We start from the raw sequence: 24,453 nt of genomic DNA on the forward strand, positions 1-24,453 counted from the left end.
ACACTTATGAAGTAAGAAGGTAGTTATTCTTTCTAGTCTCCCTAATAGGGTTCTTTCCTGGCTGAAAATACCTTCTGTTTCTAAATAATTCTAATCCCCCTTCCTATATTCAGAAAAATATGATAAGGTAAACTTAAATTGTGGAAGGAGGGTTTATAACGGATTTAAGAAGTAAAATAATCCAAGAAGCATTATTAATGTTTGAAAGACATGGCTATCATGGTGTTACAGTCAATCAAATTGTGGAGAACGTAGGTACTTCTAAAGGTGGTTTCTATCATCACTTTACATCAAAAGATGAATTATTGTTTGTGATTCACGATACATTCATAACTTATGTTTTGGAAAAAGCTACAATTGCGAATGAAACGTATAAATCACCAACGAAAAAGCTGCAAGCAATAATAAAGGATTTTGTGAAAGTATTCGATCTTTATAAACCACACATCTCTGTTTTCTACCAGGAAAATATTTACTTAAAACCAGAATATGAAATACTTATTAAGAAAAAACGTGATCAGTTTAAGCAAATAATTATTAGAGCGATAAGGGAAGGTAAGGAATGCGGTGAATTTCGCAAGGATTTACCTGTAGAAATTACCGGAATGGCGATACTCGGGATGGTGAATTGGGCATATAAGTGGTATAAACAATCCGGCCCAAAATCGATTGACGAGATTGGCGATATTTTCGTTGATTTAATCTTACATGCAGTACTAACTATCGATTCTTTATCGGGAAGTAACTACTTAGATCAATTAATAGAAAAGCCTTTTTTTACCAATTGAAAGAAACCGCTTTCTTTTTTTATTGAAGTGGGCAGACCAACCAGTCGGTCTTGTTGTTAGATTAATAGGAGGTTTGACATGAATTTTGAATTAACAAAAGAACAAACGATGATCAAAAAAATGGTTCAGGATTTCGCTGATAATGTAATAAGACCTAGGGCAGTCGAAATTGATAAACAAGCAAAATTCCCGGAAGATATATTTAAACAAATGGGAGAGCTTGGTTTGATGGGAATTCCATTTCCTGAAGAGTATGGAGGTTCAGATGGGGATACATTATCTTATGCATTAGCTGTTGAAGAAATTGGTAAGGTATGTGGCAGTACTGGACTGAGCTATGCAGCAACAGTATCACTGGGTGCAAGTCCTATTTATAATTTTGGAACAGAGGAACAAAAAGAGAAATATTTAACACCAATTGCCCAGGGAAAAACACTTGCAGCATTTGGGTTAACAGAACCAAATGCTGGTTCTGATGCCGGTGGAACAAAAACTACTGCGGTTGTAGATGGCGATGATTTTGTAATTAATGGAGAGAAATGCTTTATTACGAATGCTAATTATTCAAATACAATAACTGTTACAGCCGTTACTGGTAAAGATGACAGAGGTAAAAATATTATTAGCGCAATAATTGTACCGACGAATACTGAAGGTGTAACAATTAACAGTAATTATGACAAAATGGGGGTCCGTGGTTCGGATACTGCTGAAATTGTATTGGATAATGTACGTGTACCACAGAAAAATTTACTGGGAGATCCCGATAAAGGGTTTAAGCAGTTTTTGCACACCTTAGATGGTGGACGAATTTCGATAGCTGCACTAGGATTAGGCATAGCTCAAGCATCTTTAGATAAGGCACTAGAGTATGCCAAAGAAAGAACACAATTCGGTAAATCAATATCCAGTTTTCAGGCAATACAATTCAAGCTTGCCGACATGGCAATGGAAACGGAACTGGCTCGGAATATGGTACACAAGGCCGCATGGCTGAAGGATAATAATAAACCATTCTCTAAAGAAGCAGCATATGCAAAACTTTATGCTACCGAAACAGCATTCAAAAACGCTAACCAGGCTATACAAATTCACGGTGGCTATGGCTATATGCGCGAATATGAAGTTGAAAGATACTTGCGTGATGCAAAATTACTGGAAATCGGGGAAGGAACATCTGAAATACAACGTATGGTAATTGCTAGACAGTTAGGATACTAGAAATACCGATGAGGGGAGAAAATTCATGTCTTTACTAAACTTTACAGTTGGAGAGTTACTGGAAAAGCAAGTGAATTTATATCCAGATCAGGAAGCAGTTGTCTACCCGGAGCTAAACTTAAGAAAAACGTATAAAGAATTTGATGAAATGGCCAATAAAGCTGCAAAAGGCTTAATGTCGTTGGGGATTGAAAAAGGAGAAAATGTAGCTATTTGGTCCGATAATAAACCGGAATGGCTTACCAGCCAATTTGCTACAGGAAAAATGGGTGCGGTTCTCGTTACAGTGAATACAAGCTATCAGGCGAAAGAGCTTGAATATCTATTAAAACAATCTGAGTCAACAACACTTATTTTAGCAGAATCATATAAAGGAACATCTTACGTCGATGTGTTGAAGCAGGTATGTCCTGAGTTTGAGGATGCAAAAAAGGGAGAGTTACATTCTAAGAATGTTCCGTTTTTAAAGAATGTCGTCATAATCAGCGATGAAAATTATTCCAATGCCTATACGTGGGATGAAATGATCGAAAATGGAAGTAAAATTTCCGACGTAAAACTTGATGAACGAAAAAAGACCTTACACCATCACGATGTTATCAATATGCAATACACATCAGGTACAACTGGATTCCCAAAAGGTGTCATGCTTACTCATTCCAATATCGTTAATAACGGAAATCAAATTGCTGACTGCATGAAACTAACGAATAAAGATCGGCTATGTATCCCAGTTCCGTTTTTCCATTGCTTCGGATGTGTGTTAGGCGTTCTGGCAGCTGTATCCAAGGGTACAACAATGGTGATATTGGAGCAATTTGAACCCGAAAAGGTTATGAAAGCTGTTTCAGAAGAAAAATGCACCGGATTGCATGGAGTGCCAACTATGTTTATTGCAGAATTGAATCATCCTAATTTTTCAAAGTACGATTTTTCTCATTTACGTACGGGTATTATGGCGGGTTCAACTTGCCCAATAGAAGTAATGAACGATGTTATGAATAAGATGGGCGCGAAGGAAATCACAATCGCTTACGGACAAACTGAATCATCTCCTGTGATCACCCAAACAAAAACAGATGATCCTGCCGAACTTAAAGCAAGTACTGTCGGAAAGGTTCATCCAAATGTAGAGGTGAAAATTATAGCTCCAGGTACAAATGAAGAACAGGTTCAAGGAGTCCCCGGTGAACTATGTACGAGAGGCTATCATGTGATGAAGGGTTATTATAACAACGAGGAAGCAACAAACAATGCAATCGATCATGATGGCTGGTTACACACTGGTGATCTTGCAGTCATGGATGAAAATGGGTATTTGGAAATTACCGGCCGCATGAAAGATATGATTATCCGTGGCGGAGAAAATATATATCCACGTGAAATTGAGGAATTTCTTTATCAGCATCCAGATGTACTTGATGTTCAGGTTGTTGGTATACCAGATAAAAAGTATGGTGAAGAGGTAATGGCTTGGGTAATTTTAAAAGATGATGCAAATACAACTCAAGATGATATTAGAGCATTTTGCGAAGGCAATATTTCGAGGCACAAAATACCAAGGCACATAGCATTTGTAAATGAATATCCAATGACTGCGAGCGGTAAAATCCAAAAATTTAAACTAAAAGAATATGCAGTTGAACAAATCGGGCAATAGGAGGAGCTTATGATAAAAAAAGTACTTATAGCAAACCGCGGGGAGATAGCAGCTCGAATTATTAGGTCTTGTAAGAATCTGGATATACAAACAGTAGCTGTTTACTCAGAAGCAGATCAAAAAGCACCTTTTGTATCGATGGCTGATGAGAGTTTCTTACTTGGACCTCCACGTGTTAATGAGAGTTACTTAAACATCGATAAAATTATTTCAATCGCAAAAGAAACTAATGTTGATGCAATCCATCCAGGGTATGGATTTCTGAGTGAGAGTGGAGAGTTTGCAGAGAAAACCCAACATGCTGGAATTCAATTTATCGGACCTACTAGTAAAGTTATGGAAAAGATGGGCAGTAAGATAGAAGCAAGAAATGCCATGAAAAAGGCCGGTGTTCCTGTTGTTCCAGGAACTGATGGTGCTATAGCATCTGCGGAAGAAGCTATAAAAATTGCAAAGGATATCGGCTATCCCATTATGCTAAAGGCTTCTGCAGGCGGTGGTGGTATCGGCATGCAGGTTGTACAAACAGATGAAGAGCTTATGAAAGCATTTGAAAGTAACTCAAAACGTGCCCAAACATTTTTTGGTGATGGGGCAATGTTCTTAGAGAAGAAACTGGATAATGCCAGACATATAGAAATACAACTTCTAGCAGATAACCATGGAAATGCAATCCATTTATTTGAAAGAGAATGTTCCATTCAGCGCAGGAATCAAAAAGTACTGGAAGAAGCTCCTTCATCGTTTATATCTGACAGAACTCGTCAATTAATGGGGGAAGCAGCCGTAAAAGCTGCAAAGTCCTTAGGATATACCAATGCTGGTACAATTGAATTTTTAGTAGATGAAGAGGAGAACTTTTATTTTCTGGAAATGAATACGAGAATTCAGGTTGAGCATCCGGTAACAGAAGAAATAACTGGTCAGGATATTGTTGAACACCAAATTGCTATAGCTAATGGTGAAGAACTATCAATTAAACAATCTGATTTACAAATAGATGGTCACGCAATTGAAGTACGAATCTATGCAGAGGATCCAGTTACATTTTTTCCATCACCAGGACATATATCCGTATTTCAGGTGCCAGATGGGAAGTATTGCCGTAATGAAGTTGCTGTAGCAGACAATTATGATGTAACACCATACTATGATCCGATGATTGGTAAATTAATTGTTAAAGGATCAACTAGAGATGAAGCTATCTCATTATTAAAGGAAGCATTATTAACATACAAAGTAGAAGGTATAAAAACAAATATACCGATGCTGCTGGCTATTGTTGATAATGAAGAATTTAAAAAAGGAAATACGACGACAGGCTTTGTACAAGATTTTTATTTACCACAAGTTAATAATAAATAAGGAGGAATTTATCATGAACGAAGTAAAAGCGTCAATGGCAGGAAGTGTATGGAAAATAACAGTTAGCGCTGGTGAATCTGTAGAAGAAGGTCAGGATGTGGTTATTCTGGAATCAATGAAAATGGAGATTCCAATCGCTGCTGAAACAGGTGGAACTATAAAAGAATTGAAAGTTTCAGAGGGTGATTTCGTCAATGAAGGTGACGTAATTGCCATTATAGAGTAGAAATTAATTTTGAGTGAACAGATAGGAGGGTTGCGATTGAACTTTCCAAATCAAGTTAACATAAAAGAGGTAGGACCACGTGATGGACTGCAGAACGAGGCTGAATTAGTTCCGGCAGATGCAAAAGTTGAATGGATAAATATGCTTTCTGACACCGGGGCTCATTATATTGAGATTTCATCCTTTGTACATCCTGACTGGATTCCACAGCTGAGAGATGCAACTGAAGTCGCAAAAAAGATTAAACGGAATCCTGATGTCACCTATGCTGCTTTAGTTCCTAATAATAAAGGACTTGATCGAGCTTTAGAAGTAGACATTGATGAGATTTGTCTGTTTCTTTCAGCCAGTGAGACACATAACAAAAACAATATAAATAAAACGATTAATCAAACTTTACCAATTATAGAAAATGTATCCAGAAAGGCTAAGCAGTCTAATAAACAAGTTAGAGGCTACGTTTCTACGGTTTTTGGCTGTCCTTATGAAGGTGATATTGATATTGAAAAAGTTATTTCCATTTGCGACAAGTTATTCACAATGGGTGCAGATGAGATTTCTATTGGGGATACGATTGGTGTAGCAGATCCAGTTCAAGTGGATAGAGTGCTTACAGAACTATTAAAATACTTTCCTAAAGAAAAACTTACAATGCATTTCCATGATACGAGAGGAACTGCACTTGCGAATGTCCTGGTATCGTTAAATCATGGTATAACAAACTTTGATAGTGCAGTTGGAGGTCTTGGAGGCTGTCCATATGCTAAAGGTGCATCTGGAAACCTTGCTACTGATGATTTATTATATATGTTACATCGGATGGGGATTGAAACAGGAATGGATATTGATAAAGTGATTGAATCAGCATTATATATTGAAAATTATGTTTCAAATCTTTCCAGTCATCAAATGAAAATAATAAATAGCGAACGATAGGAAAGGAGAACAGTAAATCGTGGCAGCGCTTGTAGAATATAAAATAGTAGAGGATCATGTTGCATTATTAACACTTAATAGACCTGAAGCTATGAATGCGATGTCAAAGGCACTACTCGATGAATTGAACGAATATGTCCATCAAATAAACATGAACAATGAAATACGGTGCACCATTATAACTGGATCTAATGAGAAGTCTTTTTGTGCCGGAGCTGATCTTAAAGAACGAAAAGGAATGTCTGAAGATCAGGTAATTGATGCCGTTAATTATATTGGTGAAACTGTAACAAACATTGAAAATATGAAACTGCCGGTTATAGCTGCTATTAATGGAGTTGCTTTCGGAGGCGGACTTGAACTAGCATTAGGCTGTGATATTCGTATTGCAGCTGATCATTCGAAGTTAGGGCTAACAGAGACATCGCTAGCCATTATACCAGGTGCAGGTGGAACACAACGACTTACACGGTTAGTAGGCTTAGGTCAGGCAAAACGACTTATTTTTAGTGCTAAGCCGTTAACAGCTAATGAAGCACTAGAACTCGGATTGGTAGAACAAGTTGCGGAACCAGGTGCATTACTAGATGAAGCTATAGAAATGGCAAAACAAATTACTAAGAATGGACCTATTGCGCTCAGGCAAGCAAAAACGGCAATCAACAAAGGTATTCAAACAGATATAACTACTGGTTTGGCTATTGAACATCTATGTTATAAAGAAACAATACCTACCGAAGATCGAATAGAAGGTTTACAAGCATTTAAGGAAAAACGCAAACCTGTCTATCAAGGTAAATAGAAGCAGGGAGGGCACTAAATGTCATATATTGAAGAATTCAAACAGAGGGTTGAAGAAATAAAAAAAGGCGGACAGGAAAAGTACCACCAGAAAAATGAAGAAAAAGGTAAGTTATTCGTTCGCAAACGTCTGGAGTTATTGTTCGATGATGAAATAGATGTTGAAGATGCATTTTTTGCAAACTGTATGGACGATTCTTTGCCATCAGATGGGGTTGTGACTGGAATTGGTCAAATTGGCGGTCAATCCGTGTGTGTTATGGCAAACGACTCGACAGTAAAAGCTGGTTCATGGGGCAAACGAACTGTTGAAAAGATAATCCGCATACAGGAAACAGCAGAAAAACTGGAAATACCAATGCTTTATCTTGTAGATTCTGCTGGTGCAAGAATAACGGACCAAATAGAAATGTTCCCTGGACGTCGTGGCGCAGGTCGAATCTTTCATAACCAAATAAAACTGTCAGGCCGCGTACCACAGGTTTGTCTACTATTCGGACCTTCTGCAGCAGGCGGAGCTTACATTCCGGCGTTTTGTGATATTGTAGTTATGGTCGAAGGAAACGCATCAATGTATTTAGGTTCACCACGTATGGCAGAAAAAGTCATTGGTGAAAAGGTTAGCCTTGAAGAAATGGGTGGTGCACAAATGCATTGTTCTGTTTCTGGCTGTGGTGATGTACTGGTAAAATCTGAAGAAGAAGCAATTGAATACACAAAAAAATATATTGGCTATTTCCCTGCTAACTTCAGAAACAAGCCTAACGTTGTTGATTCTAAGGAGATAAAAGCATTTGAAAAGTCGATTACAGATTTAATTCCGGAAAATCAAAACGCTCCATTCAACATGTATGATTTTATCGACCGGATAATTGACGAAGATAGCTTTTGTGAAGTTAAAAAGAAATTCGCACCAGAATTGATTACTGGACTTGCGAGAGTTAATGGGAAATCAGTAGGAATTATTGCAAATCAGCCACGGATGAAAGGTGGCGTTTTATTCCCGGATTCAGCAGATAAAGCTGCTAAATTTATTCAATTGTGCGATGCATTTAATATTCCACTATTATTCCTGATGGATATTCCTGGCTTTATGATTGGTACAAAAGTGGAACGTGCAGGTATTATTCGACATGGTGCAAAAATGTTAGCAGCAATGAGTGAAGCAACTGTGCCGAAAATATCAGTAGTTGTACGTAAAGCTTATGGTGCAGGGTTATACGCAATGGCTGGTCCTGCGTTTGAACCAGATTGCTGCATAGCATTACCAACTGCTCAGATTGCAGTTATGGGTCCTGAAGCAGCCGTGAATGCTGTATATGCGAATAAAATTGCTGAATTGCCAGAGGAAGATAGACCTGCATTTATAAAAGAAAAGCAGGAAGAATATAAAGACAATATTGATATTTATCGATTAGCCTCGGAAATGGTTGTTGATGCGATCGTGGAACCGGAGAAGTTAAGAGATGAACTTATAAGCCGCTACAACATATATGAGAAAAAGAATGCTACCTTTACCGAAAGAAAACACGGTGTTTATCCAGTATAAATAAGTTAAAAGGCTTTGGTAGAGATACCAAAGCCTTTTTCTATGATTAATGAAACCAATATGGGTGCCGGGGGGCTCAACCATTATATGAAAAGCTGCTTTTTATAGTTTATTTCTACAGGAACTAACAATAATAATAGAGTATTAGGTTTCTGGTTTTATAGAATCCATTTAACGATAAACCAAGTTATTTATAGCAAAATAACAATTTTGTCACATTATACTGAAATACTCAGAGTTAATTTTAATTAACTATAATTTAATTATGTAAACTAAATGACAAAAAAACCTATTTATTTCAGTTTTACTGTATAAATGATATTCTAAACTAGAATGTTTTAGAAGGAAAGAGGGGATACTTCGTAATGGATAATAGACTTTTTCGTGATGCTATGGGTAAATTTTCAACAGGTATCACTATAGTAACAACTGAATATAATGGGGATATCATGGGGATGACCGTAAATGCATTTATGTCCGTTTCATTGGATCCAAAATTAATCGCAATATCAATTGATGAAAAAGCACGAATGTATGATAAATTACAAGAAACGAAGTGTTTTGGATTAAGTATATTAACAGAAGAACAAAAAGATTTATCTATGATATTTGCTAAACAAAAGGATAGTGACAGTGATATTTCATACTTAAAACAGGATAATATACCTGTTCTAAAAGATTCTATTGCAACGCTTTCATGCCGTGTAAAGAAAACAGCTGATGCCGGTGACCATAAAATATTCATTGCTGAAGTAACAGACGTAAAAATGAATGGCGGAGAGCCTATTCTGTTTTATAGTGGTCAATACCGTACTCTTAAATAAAGTAAAGGGGTGCCCATATGAAAATAAAAGATTTTATGATAACTGACATAATCAGTATAACGAAGGATAAAACGATAAAACAATTGTTAGAGACATTAGTAAAGAATAAAATTGGCGGGGTACCTGTAGTAGATGAACAAAATCATTTAATTGGTATGATAAGTGATGGGGATGTTATTCGTTGTCTTCAGCCTAAAGGCAGAACAGTATATGACATGTTCACAATTGTTCTTGTAAGCCAGGAGGAAGATTTGAGCCAAAAGATCAAATATAGTATTAACAATAAAGTCGGCACGATTATGAATAAAAGACACACCCATACAGTGCACCCCGATGATAATCTGGAAGAAGCCTTAACTATTTTATCTAAATATCATTTTAAGAAAATCCCTGTTGTAGATGAAAATTCAAAAGTAGTAGGGGTTATCAGTCGAGGGGATATAATTCGTTCTATTTCTACAAAAATTCTTTCAAGTAAAGACGGAGAAAATTCTTAGAAACGAGATAAAACACTACATATTTGCATATCAAAAGTCTACTCGTATAGGTGATTTAATGATAGAGGGTGGAAATGAAGTCAGGAATTCAGTATAATAGTTGAAAGAATTGTTAATTAGAAGGGATTTTCCTCATGATCATAACAGAACAAAAACAAACTCAAACTAGCCTTCAGCACATAGCTGCACTATATCAGGCAATGATTGAAAATGATGATTTAAAACATGCTAATAAAATTCTGGATGTCTATGAAAAACTTAACAGACAAGAATTAATGATCAGCTTTGCTGGTCATTTTTCTGCTGGAAAATCTTCAATGATCAATAGTCTATTAGGGAAGTCTATTTTGCCGAAAAGTCCTATCCCAACAAGTGCAAATGTCGTTAAAATAAAATCAGGAAAAGGATTTGCGCGTGTTTATTTTCATGATAGTGCCCCAGTAGAATATAAAGAACCTTATGATATTGACATGATTAAAGATTATGCCAAGGATAAGGCAAGCATAAAGGAAATAGAGATTAATAGAAAGGAAGAAATTCTTCCAGATGAATGCGTTATTATTGATACACCAGGTATAGATGCTGCTGATGATGCAGATCGAATTATGACAGAATCATCATTACACCTTGTGGATGTGTTGTTCTATGTTATGGATTATAATCATGTGCAGTCAGAAGTTAATTTGCAATTTTTAAAAAAAGTGCAAGTTAATAATATTCCGTTTTATATTATTATAAACCAGATAGATAAACATGATGAAAGTGAATTAACCTTTGAAACATTCAAACAAAAAATTAAACAAACGTTTGATCAATGGAATATATTACCAAAAGATGTCTTTTATTCATCACTAATAGATAGTGATGCAACCTGCAATGAATTCCCAGTAATCAAAGATAAACTTACTGCACTAATGACATCTGATAAGCAATCCACCTTAAATACAGAACGATCTGTTTCACAGGTTATCGATGAACACAAACGGTATTTAGATAGCGTCTATGAGGAAAAACTAGCAGAATTTTCATCTAGTGAAAGTGACATGTATGAAAATGTATCCATGCAATTAGAAGATATTAATAGAATTGTTTCAAACCTCAAAGCCAAACCCAAGGAAATGGAAAGAGATTTCTTAGCTAATTTAAATACAACTCTAAAAAATGCGTACTTGATGCCCTCGGATTTACGTGATAAAGCAGAACTATTCTTACAATCACAAGCAAAAGATTTTAAGGTCGGATTGTTTGCTTCAAAGAAGAAAACGGAAGAAGAGAGAGAAATACGTCTAAACAAGTTCTATAATCACTTATTGGAACATATCGAAGCTACCATTCAGTGGAAACTTCGTGACAAGTTCCTGAATCTGTTGAAGCAGTACAATATCCATGACCAAAAGCTTGAACAGGAAATTCAGCAATTTTCGGTTGATTATGATTCTGGAGCACTTATATCATTACAAAAGTCTGGTGCAACAGTTAATGGCGATTATATTATAAATTATACAAATGATGTCAGCGCTGATGTAAAAAAGAAATATAAAATGGAAGCATGGAAATTATGGGATTCAATTTACAATAGTTTTATAGATGAATTAAATGATGAAGTTTCTAAGTATGAAAAGGAACAGCAGCAGCTTAACCAAGCTTTCTGGCAACAGCAAAAACAGGAAGAACTGGAAAATAATCATTGTGAGAAATATAAAATGATAGATGCTGCAATTGATAATCCAAATCCAAGTGATCAAATATGGGACCAAATAAATGATGAAATCGAATCTAGATATAAAACGGTTAAACCAGAAACTGAAATTTTTAATACCAAGAATCCACCGAAAAAAGAAGTTGACATTGAAACCGAGGAACAGACACAGAAAACTGTTTCGATAGATAATGTACTAGATAATATTGAAAAGACAATTGAGACAATTGAAACGTTGCCGGGCTTTCAATCTGTCATTGACGATTTGAACAGAAAACAAACTCGGTTAAAAAACCGCTCGTATACGATTGCTCTATTTGGTGCGTTTAGTGCAGGTAAGTCATCATTTGCGAATGCATTAGTAGGTGAAAATATCTTACCGGTTTCTCCTAATCCAACCACAGCAGTGATTAATCGTATTAACCCAGTAAACGAGGCATTTAGCCATGGAACTGTTGTTGTTAAATTTAAAGATGAGAAGACACTTGTTGAAGATATAAGATCAGTAACCAGGCATTTTTCTCCAAAAGCGCTTAAGTTTGAAGAGCTGGTTGATTGGATTGTGAAGGATAATATTAATCAGAGTGACCAGCTTTATCAAACACATCAGACTTATCTTAATGCGATTATTGATGGATTCACTCACAATAAGGATGTTATAGCACAAGAAGTAATTATTGGTATAGGTGAGTTTTCAAGCTATGTAACGGATGAAACTAAAGCATGCTATATTGAATCGGTTGACCTTTATTATGATTGCTCATTAACGAGAGATGGTATCACCTTGGTTGACACCCCTGGAGCAGATTCGGTAAATGCACGTCATACAAACGTATCATTCGATTATATTAAGCATGCAGATGCCATTTTATATGTTACGTATTACAATCATGCGTTAGCAAGGGCAGATAAAGACTTTTTAATGCAATTAGGAAGAGTGAAGGATACCTTCCAGCTTGATAAAATGTTCTTTATCATGAATGCTGCTGACCTTGCTGAAGATAACTCGGAACTTAAGATGGTAATGAATTACATTGAAGATCAACTAACACAATTAGGAATTCGTTTCCCAAGGTTATATCCAATTTCAAGTAAACAATCACTTCGGGAAAAGCTAAATAATGAAGTGCCAAATCATCAAATGAGAAATTTTGAGGAAACGTTTAACAACTTTATCCACTATGAATTAGCAGCACTTACGATACAGTCAGTCGGCAGGGATATTAATCGTGCCTCACAATCTATTAAAAATTATATAGACTCGTTACAATTAAATGCAGCTGAAAAAGAAAATTATCGTGAAGATTTATATAAGAAACAATCATCCTTAGAGCAATTGGTAGATCAAATTAATAATGATGTCTACGTACAAAAAATTAAACAGAAATTGGACAAACAGTTATATTATATTCTGGAACGTGAATCAATTCGTTTTCATGATATGTTTAAAGAAACGTTTAACCCTACAACGATTACAGAATCTGGCAGAAAAGCTCAAGCACAATTGGAACAATGTCTAAGGAATCTGCTGGATTATGCTGGGTATGAGTTAATGCAGGAATTACGAGCAGTATCCCTTCGAGTAGAATCGTTTATTGCAGAGATGAAAAAAGATATTCAGCTTGAATATTCTACTAAAAGCAATCTGATAGATAAGAACTTCCTGCTTCCTGATTTTGATGATGCTGAACTTAAAACACCTGTATATTATCAGGCTTTTGCAGAACTCGATGTACAGACGTTTCATAAAGAATTGAAAAGATTTAATGGGACCAAAGCATTCTTTGTAAAAAATGAAAAGGAAAAAATGAAGGAAGAAATATTTAATCGCTTATCCCCATTTGCAAAAAAATATATTGAAGAAAGCCATCAAAGAATGAGCGATGTTTATACTGAACAATGGAATGTTATACTGGATGATATGAAAGAGGAAATAAAACGGATCGTAAGAACACACATTGATAATTACTTATCAATGGTAATAGATCAGCCTGTTGATATAGATACATTGAAAGATAAGAATCGTATTATCAATTCAATAGTAGCTGAACAGGAGAAAATGGAGGCGTGACACTATGTCAAAACAAAGTAATGTATTGCTGGTTGACGGAATGGCGTTACTATTTCGTGGATTTTTTGCCACATCATTTCGGGGAAATTTCATGAAAAACAGTAAAGGTGTTCCAACCAATGGCATCTATCAATTTTTACGTTATTTTTTGGACGCAGTAGATAAATTTGAACCGACACACGTAGTTTGCTGCTGGGATATGGGCAGTAAAACATTTCGAACAGAATTATTTGATGGATATAAGGCGAACAGATCGGCTCCACCAGAAGAATTAATTCCGCAGTTCGATCTTATCAAAGAAGTAGCAGAGGCATTTAATTTGCCGAATATCGGGGTGGAAAACTTCGAAGCGGATGATTGTATTGGAACGTTGGCAAACCAATATGCGTCCGAGAATGAGGTATTAATTCTTACTGGCGATCAGGATATACTCCAGCTTGTTGATGAAGGTATCAGTGTAGCGATTATGAAAAAAGGGCAAGGAAACTATGATGTATTCAGTCAAGAGACATTTTACGAGAAAAAAGGTATTCGACCGAAGCAAATGATTGATCTTAAAGGATTAATGGGTGATACGTCTGATAATTATCCTGGTGTTAAAGGTATTGGAGAAAAAACTGCCTTAAAATTGATACAAGAATATGAAACCATTGAAAATTTACTGGATAATATTGATAGGTTGCCAAGAGGGGTACAAACAAAAATAAAAGAGAATTTAGATATGCTTCATCTATCTAGGGATTTAGCTGAAATAAGGTGTGATGTACCTATTGAATGTTCCTTAGAGCAAGCAAAATGGGGTTATGATAAGAAAAAAGTAGAAGAAAAATTTATGGATTTGGAATTTAATAATTTATTGAAATTGGTTAATTAACGCAATAAAAATGCAAAGCATGCTTTGCATTTTTTTACTGCTCTTACTGCATAAGTGCAACGAAGGTATCTACATTAAGGCTTGCCGATAAGCAAGGTTCCTAATCTTTTGGCGTAAGGCATTACTATTAATATAATAAGACAGTATATACGGATAGGTGCAAGGGTATAATTTATATTCAAATAACATACCTATAGGTGTATTGGTATATACCTGCAAGATAGTTTAGGTTTAATGGTTGCAGGGTATATACTGATAGGTGTATAGGTATGTTAAAATAATGGATGAAAGAGAAAAAATATGCTTAGAAGGAGGCATTTAAATGTTTGACTATACTGTTGAGACATCGAAGAATATTGACCAAGCTGTGGAATCACTTGAATTAAAGTTGAAAGAGAATAGTTTTGGGGTGCTTTGGGATTTTGATGTAAAAAAGACCTTAGAAAATAAGGGGCTAGATTATGAACCGAATTATCGTATTTTGGAAGTGTGTAATCCTAAAGCTGCAAAAGAAGTACTTGAAAAAAATCACATGGTTGGCTATTTTCTTCCTTGCAAAATTACGGTTTATGAAGCTAAAGGTAAGACTTTTATAGGTATGCCTCGACCATCAGAGTTAATTAAACTTACTGAAGATAATTCACTTTATGATTTCGCCTATGATATTGAGAACACACTGATAAAGGTTATGGACGCTGCAAAGTAGAGTATTTATAAAGGAACTCATATATAAGGTCATATGAGTTCCTTTTTTTATCTCGTGGACATAATTCTTGCTTCTACTATTACTGCAAAGAGTAGAGTTCCTACGGCAAGGTGTAACACTGCCATGGAAAGTGATACAAAAGAAAGTATCGTTGCAATACCTGCAGTTATTTGTAAAATTACTACGACAAGAGCAAGCACCATCCGATTCTTTAATGGGTGGTTATATTCTTTGGATATCTGAACAGCTAAAACTATTATGTAACCTGTTACAATAAAGGCTAGAGCACGGTGGGATGTTTGTAATATCTCGGGTAGTGAGGCAGGTAGTACACTGTCATCACATCCAAGCCATCCACATGCAAGACCGTAATGCTGGTGCTTTATATATGCTCCTAATCCGACCGTGATAAATAATAATACACTGAGTAAATCTAGATGTTTTATCACAGAGCTTCCTATTTTATCCTTTGGTTGATCACTTCGCCAGAACCAGATTAATATTGCCATAAATATCATAGCGATGAGTAAATGGATTGTAATAATGATTGACGGAAGATGATAAAAAACAACGATTGCTCCCATAATTAATTGAAGAATTAATAAGCCGAGCATCCAATTGGCAACATTAACTTTGATTATGCTCTCGTTTTCTTTTCTTATTTTGATAAATAAAATGACAGTCATGAAGAATAAAATAGCTCCAATAACACGATGACCAAATTCTATCAATGTATCCCCTTGTAACCCTGGAATTAGTTGGCCGTTACATAATGGCCACTCGGGTCCGCAGCCCATCCCGGATTCTGATGAAGCTACATAGCCGCCAAAAACAATTAACAGATACGTTAGTAACACTGTGATAAATACAAACTTCTGTTTAGACATTACAACACCCCTTCATTTATACGAAAACAATCATAGTTTAGCAGAAACGGGATAAATTGATTGTGCTCTGTATCACTTAAAGGACGTTTTGTTAAATTTCCAGGCAGTTTAAGAAAGTTCTTACTGAATAAGTGCATCTATACTAAGGATTGGCGATAAGCTGAGTTTTCTAATAAAATAAAGAAAAGTATAATTTTAGGAGGGTCGTGATGCCGATTGTATTTGTGTATGGAACATTAAGAAAGGGAGAGCGAAATCACCATTTTTTAGATGGTGCTGCATGCATATTTGAGCAATGCCGAACTAATGGATCTCTATATGATACAAACAATAGGTATCCGACCATGAAAGAAAGTAAATCAAGCTGGGTATATGGTGAATTATACGAGGTAACAGAAGCACAGTTAAGATCTATTGATAGATTAGAAGGTTTTGAGGAAGGCCATCATGATAATCTGTACAACCGAACCACTGCCCCTGTATACAACGATTCAGGGGGAGAAATAAGTGCAAACATTTACACTGCTGGTCAACTATTACATAAGTCCACAAAACGAATTCCTTCAGGAGATTGGCTCGTGTATAACTATTTAAAACAGAATGACATATTATATTTTGCTTATGGGTCCTGTATGGATGACGAGCGATTTAAATTGGCGGGTGTAGATCAATACTTTGTAAATTTAAAGGGTAAAGGAACCTTAAATGGCTTTGAATTTAGATTCTCAAGAAGTTCACATGATGGTGGTAAGGCTGATTTAGTTGAAAATAGTCAAGAAAAAGTGGAGGGAAAAGTCTATCAAATACCACATGGGGCACTTGAATATTTGTATAAACGGGAAGGGGTTTATGCAAATGCCTATCGCCCTGCTATAGTATCAGTTACAATTAACAAATTGATATACCCTGCCATTACTTTTATCGGTACGGAAAAATCAGCTGAAACGAAGCCAACTGAGTTGTATGCAACTGAAATTATTCGAGGCGGGCAAAGTCTGTTAAGCAATGAATATCTCCAAAAAATCCAGCAGAAAATCGATCGTTTTAATTAGAATTGGATTCAATGTCATGATAAAATTTGAATAGGAGATAGTAATAGTAGGAAGGGTGATTCAAATAGTCTATTCACAGCAGGAACTAAACGAATGGAAAAATAAGTACCCTATACTAAAAGATATAATCAATTTAAAACCAGTATTTTGGATCAATCCAAATTTACAAAACAGTGGAAGTACAAGTGTATTCTCCATAACAAGAGATGATATGGATAAAGCAGAACTGTTATGGCAACGTTTTGCTCCGTTTATAGAGAATGAGTTCCCTGAAACGAAACAGTCAAAAGGAATTCTTGAATCACCTTTACAAAGAATAGCTGATATGGAAGGAAAACTTTCGGAATCTTTTCAAGGAGAGCTCTACTTAAAATGTGATAATGAACTGCCTATTGCCGGTTCAATTAAAGCAAGAGGTGGGATATATGAAGTATTACAGCATGCAGAATCACTGGCTTATGATGCAGGATTGTTAACTGGTGTTGAGAACTATGAAATATTATCATCACAGAAATTTAAAAAGTTTTTTAGTCAGCATTCTATTGGAGTCGGATCTACAGGGAATTTAGGATTAAGTATTGGTATAATAAGTGCAAAGCTTGGATTCAATGTGTCTGTTTATATGTCTGCTGACGCAAAGCAATGGAAAAAGAACTTGCTTCGCCAAAAAGGCGCAACAGTTCACGAGTTTACCGGTGATTTTAGTGAAGCAATAAGTGCAGGAAGACAGAAGACAATTACAGACCCAAAAGCTTATTTTGTTGATGATGAAGATTCAAAGCATTTGTTTCTAGGGTATAGTGTTGCGGCACTAAGGCTTGAGGAACAATTGAAGGCAAGAAATATAAAAGTTGATGAAGACCATCCATTATTCGTATACCTCCCATGTGGTGTCGGCGGTGCACCAGGTGGTATTACATTTGGATTAAAACAAGTTTTTGGGGATCATGTTCATTGTTTCTTTGCTGAACCGACGCATTCACCATCCGTTTTGATTGGTTTACTAACCAAAAAAATGAGTGATGTAAGTGTTCAGGATTTTGGTATTGATAATCGCACAGAAGCAGATGGTTTAGCAGTGGGCCGTCCATCCAGTTTTGCGACTGCCATTAGTGATCGATTGGTAAGTGGTATATTTACAATTGAAGACAATGATCTTTATAGATTGCTTACACTTCTAGCTGATTCTGAAGACATTTATTTAGAACCTTCTGCAACAGCTGGACTTGTTGGACCAGACAGAATTTATAGTTATGCCAAGGAAAAGAAGCTAAATGTACAGAATGCAACACATATCTCTTGGGCAACAGGTGGCGCACTTGTGCCGGCAGAAGATATGAAGGATTTTTATGAAAAGGGAAAAAGAATATGATAGAAAGGTTGTCTTAGCTAATGAGGGTAGCACAAAACATATCAGAGCTAATTGGAGAAACACCTGTAGTTCACTTAAACAAAATTGTACCAGAAGGCGCAGCAGATATTTATGTAAAGCTGGAATCACAAAACCCCAGCAAAAGTGTTAAGGATCGTGCAGCCTACAACATGATAAAAGCTGCAGAAGACAAAGGAATAATTAAGCCTGGTGATACTATCATTGAACCTACAAGCGGAAACACTGGAATAGGACTAGCGATGAATGCAGCTGCAAAGGGTTATCAAGCAATTTTAGTCATGCCCGACAATAGTACACAGGAAAGACGGAATATTTTAAAGGCATTTGGCGCGAAAGTTGTGCTAACACCAAGCAAGGACAAAATGCCAGGTGCAATTGAGAAGGCAAAAGAATTACAGAAGGAAATTCCCGGAAGTTTTATACCTCAGCAGTTTGAAAACAGTGATAATCCAGATATACATCGTACGACCACTGCAATAGAGATTTTTGAGCAGATGGATGGGGAGTTGGATGCGTTTGTTGTAACAGCAGGAACAGGTGGCACTGTAACGGGGACTGGAGAAGTGTTGAAAGATAAAATCCCTAACCTAGAAATTACCGTCGCAGAACCAAAAGGATCGCCAGTTTTATCGGGGGGAAAACCTGGTAAACACAAATTAGTTGGAACAAGCCCTGGTTTTATTCCAGATATCCTAAATACGTCTGTTTATGATGATATTATGCTGATTGATGATAAAGACGCAGTTGATATGTTTAAAAAACTACCGCAATCTGAAGGTATATTTATTGGATTATCAGGAGCAGCTGCAGTATATTCTGCTATTGAAGTAGCAAAACGTCTTGGTAAAGGAAAAAAAGTATTATGCATGGCACCAGACACAGGGGAACGATATCTAAGTATGAATCTGTTTGATTCGGAATAATTCCGTTTTATTAAAGTTATGGAATATTTAATACGGTTATTTGAGGAGAACCAGAATACTGAAAAAGCTATTCCAATGCAGCGGTTTATGAAGGGGAAATTTCCTTTTCTCGGCAGTTAAGAAAGTAAAAATCCTTTCTTACTGCATAAGTGCAACTAAGGCATTTGCCATTACGGCCTGGCAAATACACAGTTTTCTAAGAATTAAAACTCCCGAGCGTAGATCAATAATGAAAAAGTTTTATAATGAGAGTGGCATTCTAAAACACCTGTTAAAAAAACTTGAAAAAGATGATATCTACTTATTAAAACATTTAATTACAACAAAGTCATGGTAGGATACAGTAGATATAAACCTGTAGGAGAGTTTGCCAAACACAATCCCGGTGTAATTTCTGAGACGATTGAAGGATGGGCATATGGTGATAATTTATGGCTTCGACGTACAGCAATTCTTTTCAATTAAAGTACAAAAGTGAAACAGGTGACAAATTATTGTATCGGAATATCAAACAAAATAAGGATAGCAAGGAGTTTTTTTATTCAAAAAGGAATTGGATGCTTAAGAGAATATTCTAAAACGAATCCCGAATCAGTAAAGCAATTTATTTCGGAAAATAAGCTGGCACTTTGCTAGCTTTTTTTCGTCATGTTTACGTTACTTGGTGAATGTAAATGTCTTCGCTTAACATCCCAGTAGTAAACCCGTGGTAGTCCAAAGTAAACCCAATAATCATGTAAGAGAGATGAACCAATAAATAGCATCATTTGCCAATCAAGATGTCTCATGGCATGCTCCTTTCCACCTAATTCATTATACTTTCAGATAAACTTGTCTAAGAACAAACTTTTTAATACAAGGCTCCTGTAACAAGTCAAATATACAGTGCATATATTATCTGGAATGTTTTAGTTTAGATAGGAGGAAAACTATGAATTTTAAATATTCCTATAATACAAATGGATTCCAGTACGTAAATAATCCCTACTATAGGCAGCATCCGTACAATACTTATAACCAAAGTTACCAAAATTATTATTATGACAATCGTCAACAGCCAGTTAGAGGGCAAGCTACTTGGACAGAGGGAGGACAAGTAACGCAATGCGGCATTCCATGGTCGGAAAATCGTTATATGACTGTCGCCGTTGGGCAAAATTCTCCATATCAATGTGGGCAAACCATAAAAGTAAGTAATCAGCAAACAGGAAGAGAACTTCTGGTAACAGTAGTGGATGAAGTAGCAGGTTATCCGCAAAACCGGATTAACCTTCATCGAAGGGCTTTTGAAGCACTAGGAGCAAATACAGCTCAAGGTGTAATTGATGTTGAAATTATTGCCAATCCGGAGTTAGAGCAGCAAAAGTGGGGTAAATATCTACTAGAGCTTGCGCAATCAGCCTATCCTGATTACAACGTGAGCGAATACAATTTCATACGAAGAACTCAAGTATCTCCTACACAAACACAGGAGACGTATGAATATGTTTTACAATCTCAACAAGAAAGAATAACTGTTCGGGGCAATGTTGTCTATAATCCAAATACAGATAGAATTATTTCTTTTGATATAAGTGAAGTGTGATAATAATTTATTAATTCTATGCAGCGAACAGTATTGAATCTGTTCGCTTTATTGTTGACAAACTTTGCACATAAAAAATATGCTTGGTACCGGGCAAGACCAAGCATACTGTATTATTAGTGTTTGTTTAATTTCTCTTGATCACGTGTTTCCTTTAAAGAATGCGCGTCATTAGGATTAGCGTATTGGTTGTTTTTACCTGTTTGGATACCAATTTGTTTTCCGGCTGGGTCAGATATGATGCTTTCTTTTGCCCCATCAAAGTGCGGGTTCTGATTACCATTAGTTAAATCTCTATTATCTGGCATAATAATCACCTCCTATGATTATCCTGCATAAAAAAATAGGAAAAATTCAAAATGACCAATTATGAATCTTTTTATAGAATTGCTCATATAAAGAGAAAATCTAGGCAGAATAACCAGTAAAATGGATTATTAATGGAGGTAAAAAATGAAGAAGCGTAATCAGCTTGTAAAGCAAATTAAAAATGTGGAAGAGGAAACAGACAGTCCTGCTGTACTAAATGATGTAGTGGATAGTGAATTCGAACAATTTCCAGGACAGAATGAAAGGCAACAGGAAGATAGTCTGCTTTCACCTATAGAAGAGGCTGTCCAACATAACATTGATGGGAAAACGTGGATTACTACGGACGATGAATAGAAATTTTGAACGTTTATTAGAACTTGAAACATAAAAAATCATCCTAGCCATACCTTGACGGATTGAGAGTATGAACTTATAATACTTTAAAAGAAATAAAAGGCGAATTAATTGGTGGAAAAGCATTTCGTATATGGTATGGTTAGCTTTAAATCAGATCGAACGGAAAGTTTTCTTCCGTCCTTTGAAGGATGGGAGGTTTTTTAATACCCAAAATAAAACACTAAATTTTCCCACTGTTTTAAATATATAAGAAGGGGGGATTTATTTGGCAAAAGAGCGCATTGTCGTCAAAATCGGAAGCAGCTCATTAACTAATTCGTACGGTGGTCTTTCAAAAGAGAAAATTGCTGAGCACGTTGCAGCACTATCTAAACTTAAAAGAGAAGGCAATGAAGTAATCTTCATTACATCAGGAGCTGTTGCAGCGGGGTTTACTGTTTTAGGATATCAAACCAGGCCAGTGACAATCGCTGGGAAACAAGCTGCGGCAGCTGTCGGTCAGGGGCTGCTTATGCAGAGCTACTTTGAACAATTTCAGAAAGAAGATATCGTATCCGCACAACTTTTACTGACACGTCATGTTTTCTCACAAGAGGAACAATACAATAATGCCTATTCGACACTTTCTGAGCTTTTAAAGCGTGGCATACTACCAATTATTAATGAAAACGATTCAGTTATTGTTGATGAATTAACTTTTGGAGATAATGATGTACTTTCAGCTTTAGTCAGCGGTCTTATTCATGCAGATTTACTGATAATTTTAACTGATATTAATGGTCTTTATGATGGAGATCCACGTCAGAATACAAGAGCAAAAAAGTATAACTTTTTACCAAAAATTACAGACGATCTACTTGCTATTGCTGGTAATACAGGTTCAAAAGTAGGAACAGGAGGGATGCGCTCCAAATTGGAAGCTGCAAAAACAGCACTATTAGTTGGAGTTAAGGTTTTCATTGGAAAAGGCGAAGGAATCAATAAGCTGCTGGATATTATTTCTGGTGAGGGTGACGGAACATATGTAGGTTATATTCCAAATACATTATTGAAAAATAAAAAGCAATGGATAGGTATTCATTCGAACATTGCTGGACAAATTGGAATCGACTCAGGTGCTGAGTCTGCAATCGTTTACCATGGTAAAAGTTTACTGCCTGCAGGTGTGAAAACATTAAAAGGATCATTTAAATCAGGTGATGTAGTTGAGGTATTAAATGAAAATGGAGAACTTATCGGAAAAGGGCAAACAAATTATTCGGTTGATGAGCTTATCCAAATAAAGGGTCTTTCTAGTAAGGAGGCTAAAGAAATAACAATGCAGAACCGTCCGGAAGTAATTCATCGAAATAATTGGGTATCATTTACAAAGGAGAGTGGGATAAAATGAGTGAGCTTATTGATAAAGGACAGAAAGCTAGTAATCTCGCAACAACTATTGCACAGTGCACCACAAAGCAAAAAAACGATGCGCTTAAACTGATAGCCAAACAACTGCTGGATGAGACAGCGTTTATTTTATCAGAGAATAGCAAGGATTTAGAAGCAGGAAAAAATAATGATATGAATGATAATTTACTTGATCGCCTAAAACTGACCGAAGAACGCATTCAGGATATGGCGGAAGGAGTCCAGCAAGTAGCAGCCTTATCTGATCCAATTGGAGAGGTACTAGAAGGATGGGATAATCCAAATGGGCTTCACTTTGAAAAAGTACGTGTCCCGCTTGGCGTTGTCGGGATGATTTTTGAAGCGAGACCTAATGTAACTGTAGATGCGTCAAGCCTTTGTTTAAAAACTGGTAACGCAGTCTTATTACGTGGCAGTTCATCGGCGATTACTTCAAATAAAGCTATTGTAAGTGTTATTCACAGGGCGCTTGAGAAAAGTGAATTACCAACTGAATCTGTTCAACTGTTAGAAGATACGAGTAGAGAAACAGCTGCAAAAATGTTCAAGCTCACAGAATACTTAGATGTACTCATACCTCGGGGTGGTGCAAACTTAATTCAAACAGTGGTTAATAATGCTTCAGTACCAGTGCTTGAAACTGGTGTAGGAAACTGCCACGTCTTTATTGATGAAAGTGCCGACAAAAATATGGCCGTAGAAATTGCAGTAAATGCCAAAACACAGCGTCCATCGGTTTGTAATGCAGCAGAGACAATTCTTGTTCATCAGAATTGGGCTGACCAGCACTTTGGGAAGCTGACTCAAGCATTAAATGAAAAGAATGTGGAAATTCGGGCTGATGAAAAAGCTAGACAACTAGATAGTAGTTTGCTCCCCGCTACTCAAGAAGATTTTGAAACTGAATACCTTAACTTGACAGTCGCGCTACGTATTGTGGATAGTTTGGATGAGGCGATTGGACATATTCAAACCTTCGGGTCAAAACATTCAGAAGCAATTATTACAGAAAACAAATATAGTGTGGAAACTTTTTTTAACAAAATAGATGCCGCTGCACTCTATCATAACGCTTCTACACGGTTTACAGATGGTTTTGAGTTCGGTTTTGGTGCAGAGATTGGTATTAGTACGCAGAAATTACATGCCCGTGGTCCAATGGGATTACCCGCCCTTACATCAACGAAATATATTGTTCGGGGATCAGGTCAAATAAAAGGTTAAGAGCTACTATGGCCTTTACTCATAAATTTGCACAATAATCCAAGTTTTAATGGGTGAAATTTGTGTTTATTCTATCTCCGGTATATAATTAAA

General features: G+C 36.3%; 25 protein-coding genes. 22 read left to right on the plus strand and 3 right to left on the minus strand.

The window, feature by feature from the left end; all coding sequences use genetic code 11:
• Positions 1-140 precede the first annotated feature (140 nt).
• The 13 genes from ACE1TG_RS14225 to ACE1TG_RS14285 all read left to right on the plus strand — a co-directional run bounded on the left by ACE1TG_RS14225 (position 141) and on the right by ACE1TG_RS14285 (position 15,217).
• Positions 141-788, plus strand: coding sequence for a TetR/AcrR family transcriptional regulator (locus ACE1TG_RS14225; RefSeq protein WP_375053065.1), 648 nt, complete (start codon positions 141-143; stop codon positions 786-788).
• A 78-nt stretch (positions 789-866) separates the two neighbouring features.
• Positions 867-2,009: an acyl-CoA dehydrogenase family protein gene (locus ACE1TG_RS14230; protein ID WP_375053066.1), complete on the plus strand. Its 1,143-nt coding sequence runs from the start codon at positions 867-869 to the stop codon at positions 2,007-2,009.
• Between the two features lie 25 nt (positions 2,010-2,034).
• A complete protein-coding gene (locus ACE1TG_RS14235; protein WP_375053068.1) occupies positions 2,035-3,669 on the plus strand; it encodes an AMP-binding protein in 1,635 nt (544 codons plus the stop codon).
• 9 nt (positions 3,670-3,678) lie between these two features.
• Positions 3,679-5,034, plus strand: a complete 1,356-nt coding sequence (locus ACE1TG_RS14240; RefSeq protein ID WP_375053069.1) for an acetyl-CoA carboxylase biotin carboxylase subunit — start codon at positions 3,679-3,681, stop codon at positions 5,032-5,034.
• 13 nt (positions 5,035-5,047) lie between these two features.
• Positions 5,048-5,260, plus strand: a complete 213-nt coding sequence (locus ACE1TG_RS14245) for an acetyl-CoA carboxylase biotin carboxyl carrier protein subunit (protein ID WP_375053070.1) — start codon at positions 5,048-5,050, stop codon at positions 5,258-5,260.
• A 36-nt stretch (positions 5,261-5,296) separates the two neighbouring features.
• Complete coding sequence (locus ACE1TG_RS14250; protein WP_375053071.1) at positions 5,297-6,196, plus strand: hydroxymethylglutaryl-CoA lyase; 900 nt, start codon at positions 5,297-5,299, stop codon at positions 6,194-6,196.
• A 19-nt stretch (positions 6,197-6,215) separates the two neighbouring features.
• On the plus strand, positions 6,216-6,998 hold the full coding sequence (locus ACE1TG_RS14255) for an enoyl-CoA hydratase (protein WP_375053072.1): 783 nt from the start codon (positions 6,216-6,218) through the stop codon (positions 6,996-6,998).
• 18 nt (positions 6,999-7,016) lie between these two features.
• A complete protein-coding gene (locus ACE1TG_RS14260) occupies positions 7,017-8,546 on the plus strand; it encodes an acyl-CoA carboxylase subunit beta (protein WP_375053073.1) in 1,530 nt (509 codons plus the stop codon).
• Positions 8,547-8,911: 365 nt separating this feature from the next.
• Positions 8,912-9,370 (plus strand): flavin reductase family protein, encoded by a 459-nt coding sequence (locus tag ACE1TG_RS14265; RefSeq protein WP_375053074.1) that lies wholly within the window; start codon positions 8,912-8,914, stop codon positions 9,368-9,370.
• Between the two features lie 17 nt (positions 9,371-9,387).
• Positions 9,388-9,867 (plus strand): CBS domain-containing protein, encoded by a 480-nt coding sequence (locus ACE1TG_RS14270; RefSeq protein WP_375053075.1) that lies wholly within the window; start codon positions 9,388-9,390, stop codon positions 9,865-9,867.
• A 134-nt stretch (positions 9,868-10,001) separates the two neighbouring features.
• The gene (locus ACE1TG_RS14275; RefSeq protein ID WP_375053076.1) at positions 10,002-13,637 is read left to right on the plus strand and encodes a dynamin family protein; all 3,636 of its coding nucleotides are present in this window, start codon (positions 10,002-10,004) and stop codon (positions 13,635-13,637) included.
• A gap of 4 nt (positions 13,638-13,641) precedes the next feature.
• Positions 13,642-14,511 (plus strand): 5'-3' exonuclease, encoded by an 870-nt coding sequence (locus ACE1TG_RS14280; protein WP_375053077.1) that lies wholly within the window; start codon positions 13,642-13,644, stop codon positions 14,509-14,511.
• Between the two features lie 322 nt (positions 14,512-14,833).
• Complete coding sequence (locus tag ACE1TG_RS14285) at positions 14,834-15,217, plus strand: DUF302 domain-containing protein (protein WP_375053079.1); 384 nt, start codon at positions 14,834-14,836, stop codon at positions 15,215-15,217.
• A 47-nt stretch (positions 15,218-15,264) separates the two neighbouring features.
• On the opposite strand, the gene ACE1TG_RS14290 is transcribed toward ACE1TG_RS14285, so the two are convergent.
• Positions 15,265-16,104: a COX15/CtaA family protein gene (locus ACE1TG_RS14290; RefSeq protein WP_375053080.1), complete on the minus strand. Its 840-nt coding sequence runs from the start codon at positions 16,102-16,104 to the stop codon at positions 15,265-15,267.
• Positions 16,105-16,313: 209 nt separating this feature from the next.
• Here ACE1TG_RS14290 and ACE1TG_RS14295 point away from each other — a divergent pair, with 209 nt between their 5' ends.
• From ACE1TG_RS14295 to ACE1TG_RS14315, 5 genes are all read left to right on the plus strand, one after another.
• The gene (locus ACE1TG_RS14295; RefSeq protein ID WP_375053081.1) at positions 16,314-17,156 is read left to right on the plus strand and encodes a gamma-glutamylcyclotransferase family protein; all 843 of its coding nucleotides are present in this window, start codon (positions 16,314-16,316) and stop codon (positions 17,154-17,156) included.
• A gap of 64 nt (positions 17,157-17,220) precedes the next feature.
• Positions 17,221-18,528: a D-serine ammonia-lyase gene (locus tag ACE1TG_RS14300; RefSeq protein WP_375053180.1), complete on the plus strand. Its 1,308-nt coding sequence runs from the start codon at positions 17,221-17,223 to the stop codon at positions 18,526-18,528.
• Between the two features lie 20 nt (positions 18,529-18,548).
• Positions 18,549-19,472: a cysteine synthase A gene (gene cysK / locus ACE1TG_RS14305; RefSeq protein ID WP_375053082.1), complete on the plus strand. Its 924-nt coding sequence runs from the start codon at positions 18,549-18,551 to the stop codon at positions 19,470-19,472.
• Between the two features lie 330 nt (positions 19,473-19,802).
• Positions 19,803-19,937: a hypothetical protein gene (locus ACE1TG_RS14310; RefSeq protein ID WP_375053083.1), complete on the plus strand. Its 135-nt coding sequence runs from the start codon at positions 19,803-19,805 to the stop codon at positions 19,935-19,937.
• Between the two features lie 18 nt (positions 19,938-19,955).
• The gene (locus ACE1TG_RS14315) at positions 19,956-20,108 is read left to right on the plus strand and encodes a DNA alkylation repair protein (RefSeq protein WP_375053084.1); all 153 of its coding nucleotides are present in this window, start codon (positions 19,956-19,958) and stop codon (positions 20,106-20,108) included.
• Here the strand turns inward: ACE1TG_RS14315 and ACE1TG_RS14320 are convergent.
• Positions 20,105-20,260 (minus strand): hypothetical protein, encoded by a 156-nt coding sequence (locus tag ACE1TG_RS14320; RefSeq protein WP_375053085.1) that lies wholly within the window; start codon positions 20,258-20,260, stop codon positions 20,105-20,107. The genes ACE1TG_RS14315 and ACE1TG_RS14320 overlap by 4 nt on opposite strands.
• 143 nt (positions 20,261-20,403) lie before the next feature.
• Between ACE1TG_RS14320 and ACE1TG_RS14325 the strand changes: the two genes are divergently transcribed.
• A complete protein-coding gene (locus ACE1TG_RS14325; protein WP_375053086.1) occupies positions 20,404-21,057 on the plus strand; it encodes a DUF3889 domain-containing protein in 654 nt (217 codons plus the stop codon).
• Positions 21,058-21,173: 116 nt separating this feature from the next.
• Here the strand turns inward: ACE1TG_RS14325 and ACE1TG_RS14330 are convergent, their stop codons facing one another.
• On the minus strand, positions 21,174-21,365 hold the full coding sequence (locus ACE1TG_RS14330; protein WP_375053087.1) for a hypothetical protein: 192 nt from the start codon (positions 21,363-21,365) through the stop codon (positions 21,174-21,176).
• Between the two features lie 145 nt (positions 21,366-21,510).
• On the opposite strand from ACE1TG_RS14330, the gene ACE1TG_RS14335 reads away from it, so the two are divergent.
• The 3 genes from ACE1TG_RS14335 to ACE1TG_RS14345 all read left to right on the plus strand — a co-directional run bounded on the left by ACE1TG_RS14335 (position 21,511) and on the right by ACE1TG_RS14345 (position 24,360).
• Positions 21,511-21,723, plus strand: coding sequence for a hypothetical protein (locus tag ACE1TG_RS14335; protein WP_375053088.1), 213 nt, complete (start codon positions 21,511-21,513; stop codon positions 21,721-21,723).
• A 268-nt stretch (positions 21,724-21,991) separates the two neighbouring features.
• The gene (proB, locus tag ACE1TG_RS14340) at positions 21,992-23,116 is read left to right on the plus strand and encodes a glutamate 5-kinase (RefSeq protein WP_375053089.1); all 1,125 of its coding nucleotides are present in this window, start codon (positions 21,992-21,994) and stop codon (positions 23,114-23,116) included.
• A complete protein-coding gene (locus ACE1TG_RS14345; protein ID WP_375053090.1) occupies positions 23,113-24,360 on the plus strand; it encodes a glutamate-5-semialdehyde dehydrogenase in 1,248 nt (415 codons plus the stop codon). Before proB ends, ACE1TG_RS14345 begins: the two co-directional genes overlap by 4 nt.
• The last annotated feature ends 93 nt before the right edge of the window (positions 24,361-24,453 follow it).

The sequence above is a fragment of the Virgibacillus sp. JSM 102003 genome (assembly GCF_041949995.1).
Taxonomy (GTDB): domain Bacteria; phylum Bacillota; class Bacilli; order Bacillales; family Amphibacillaceae; genus Lentibacillus.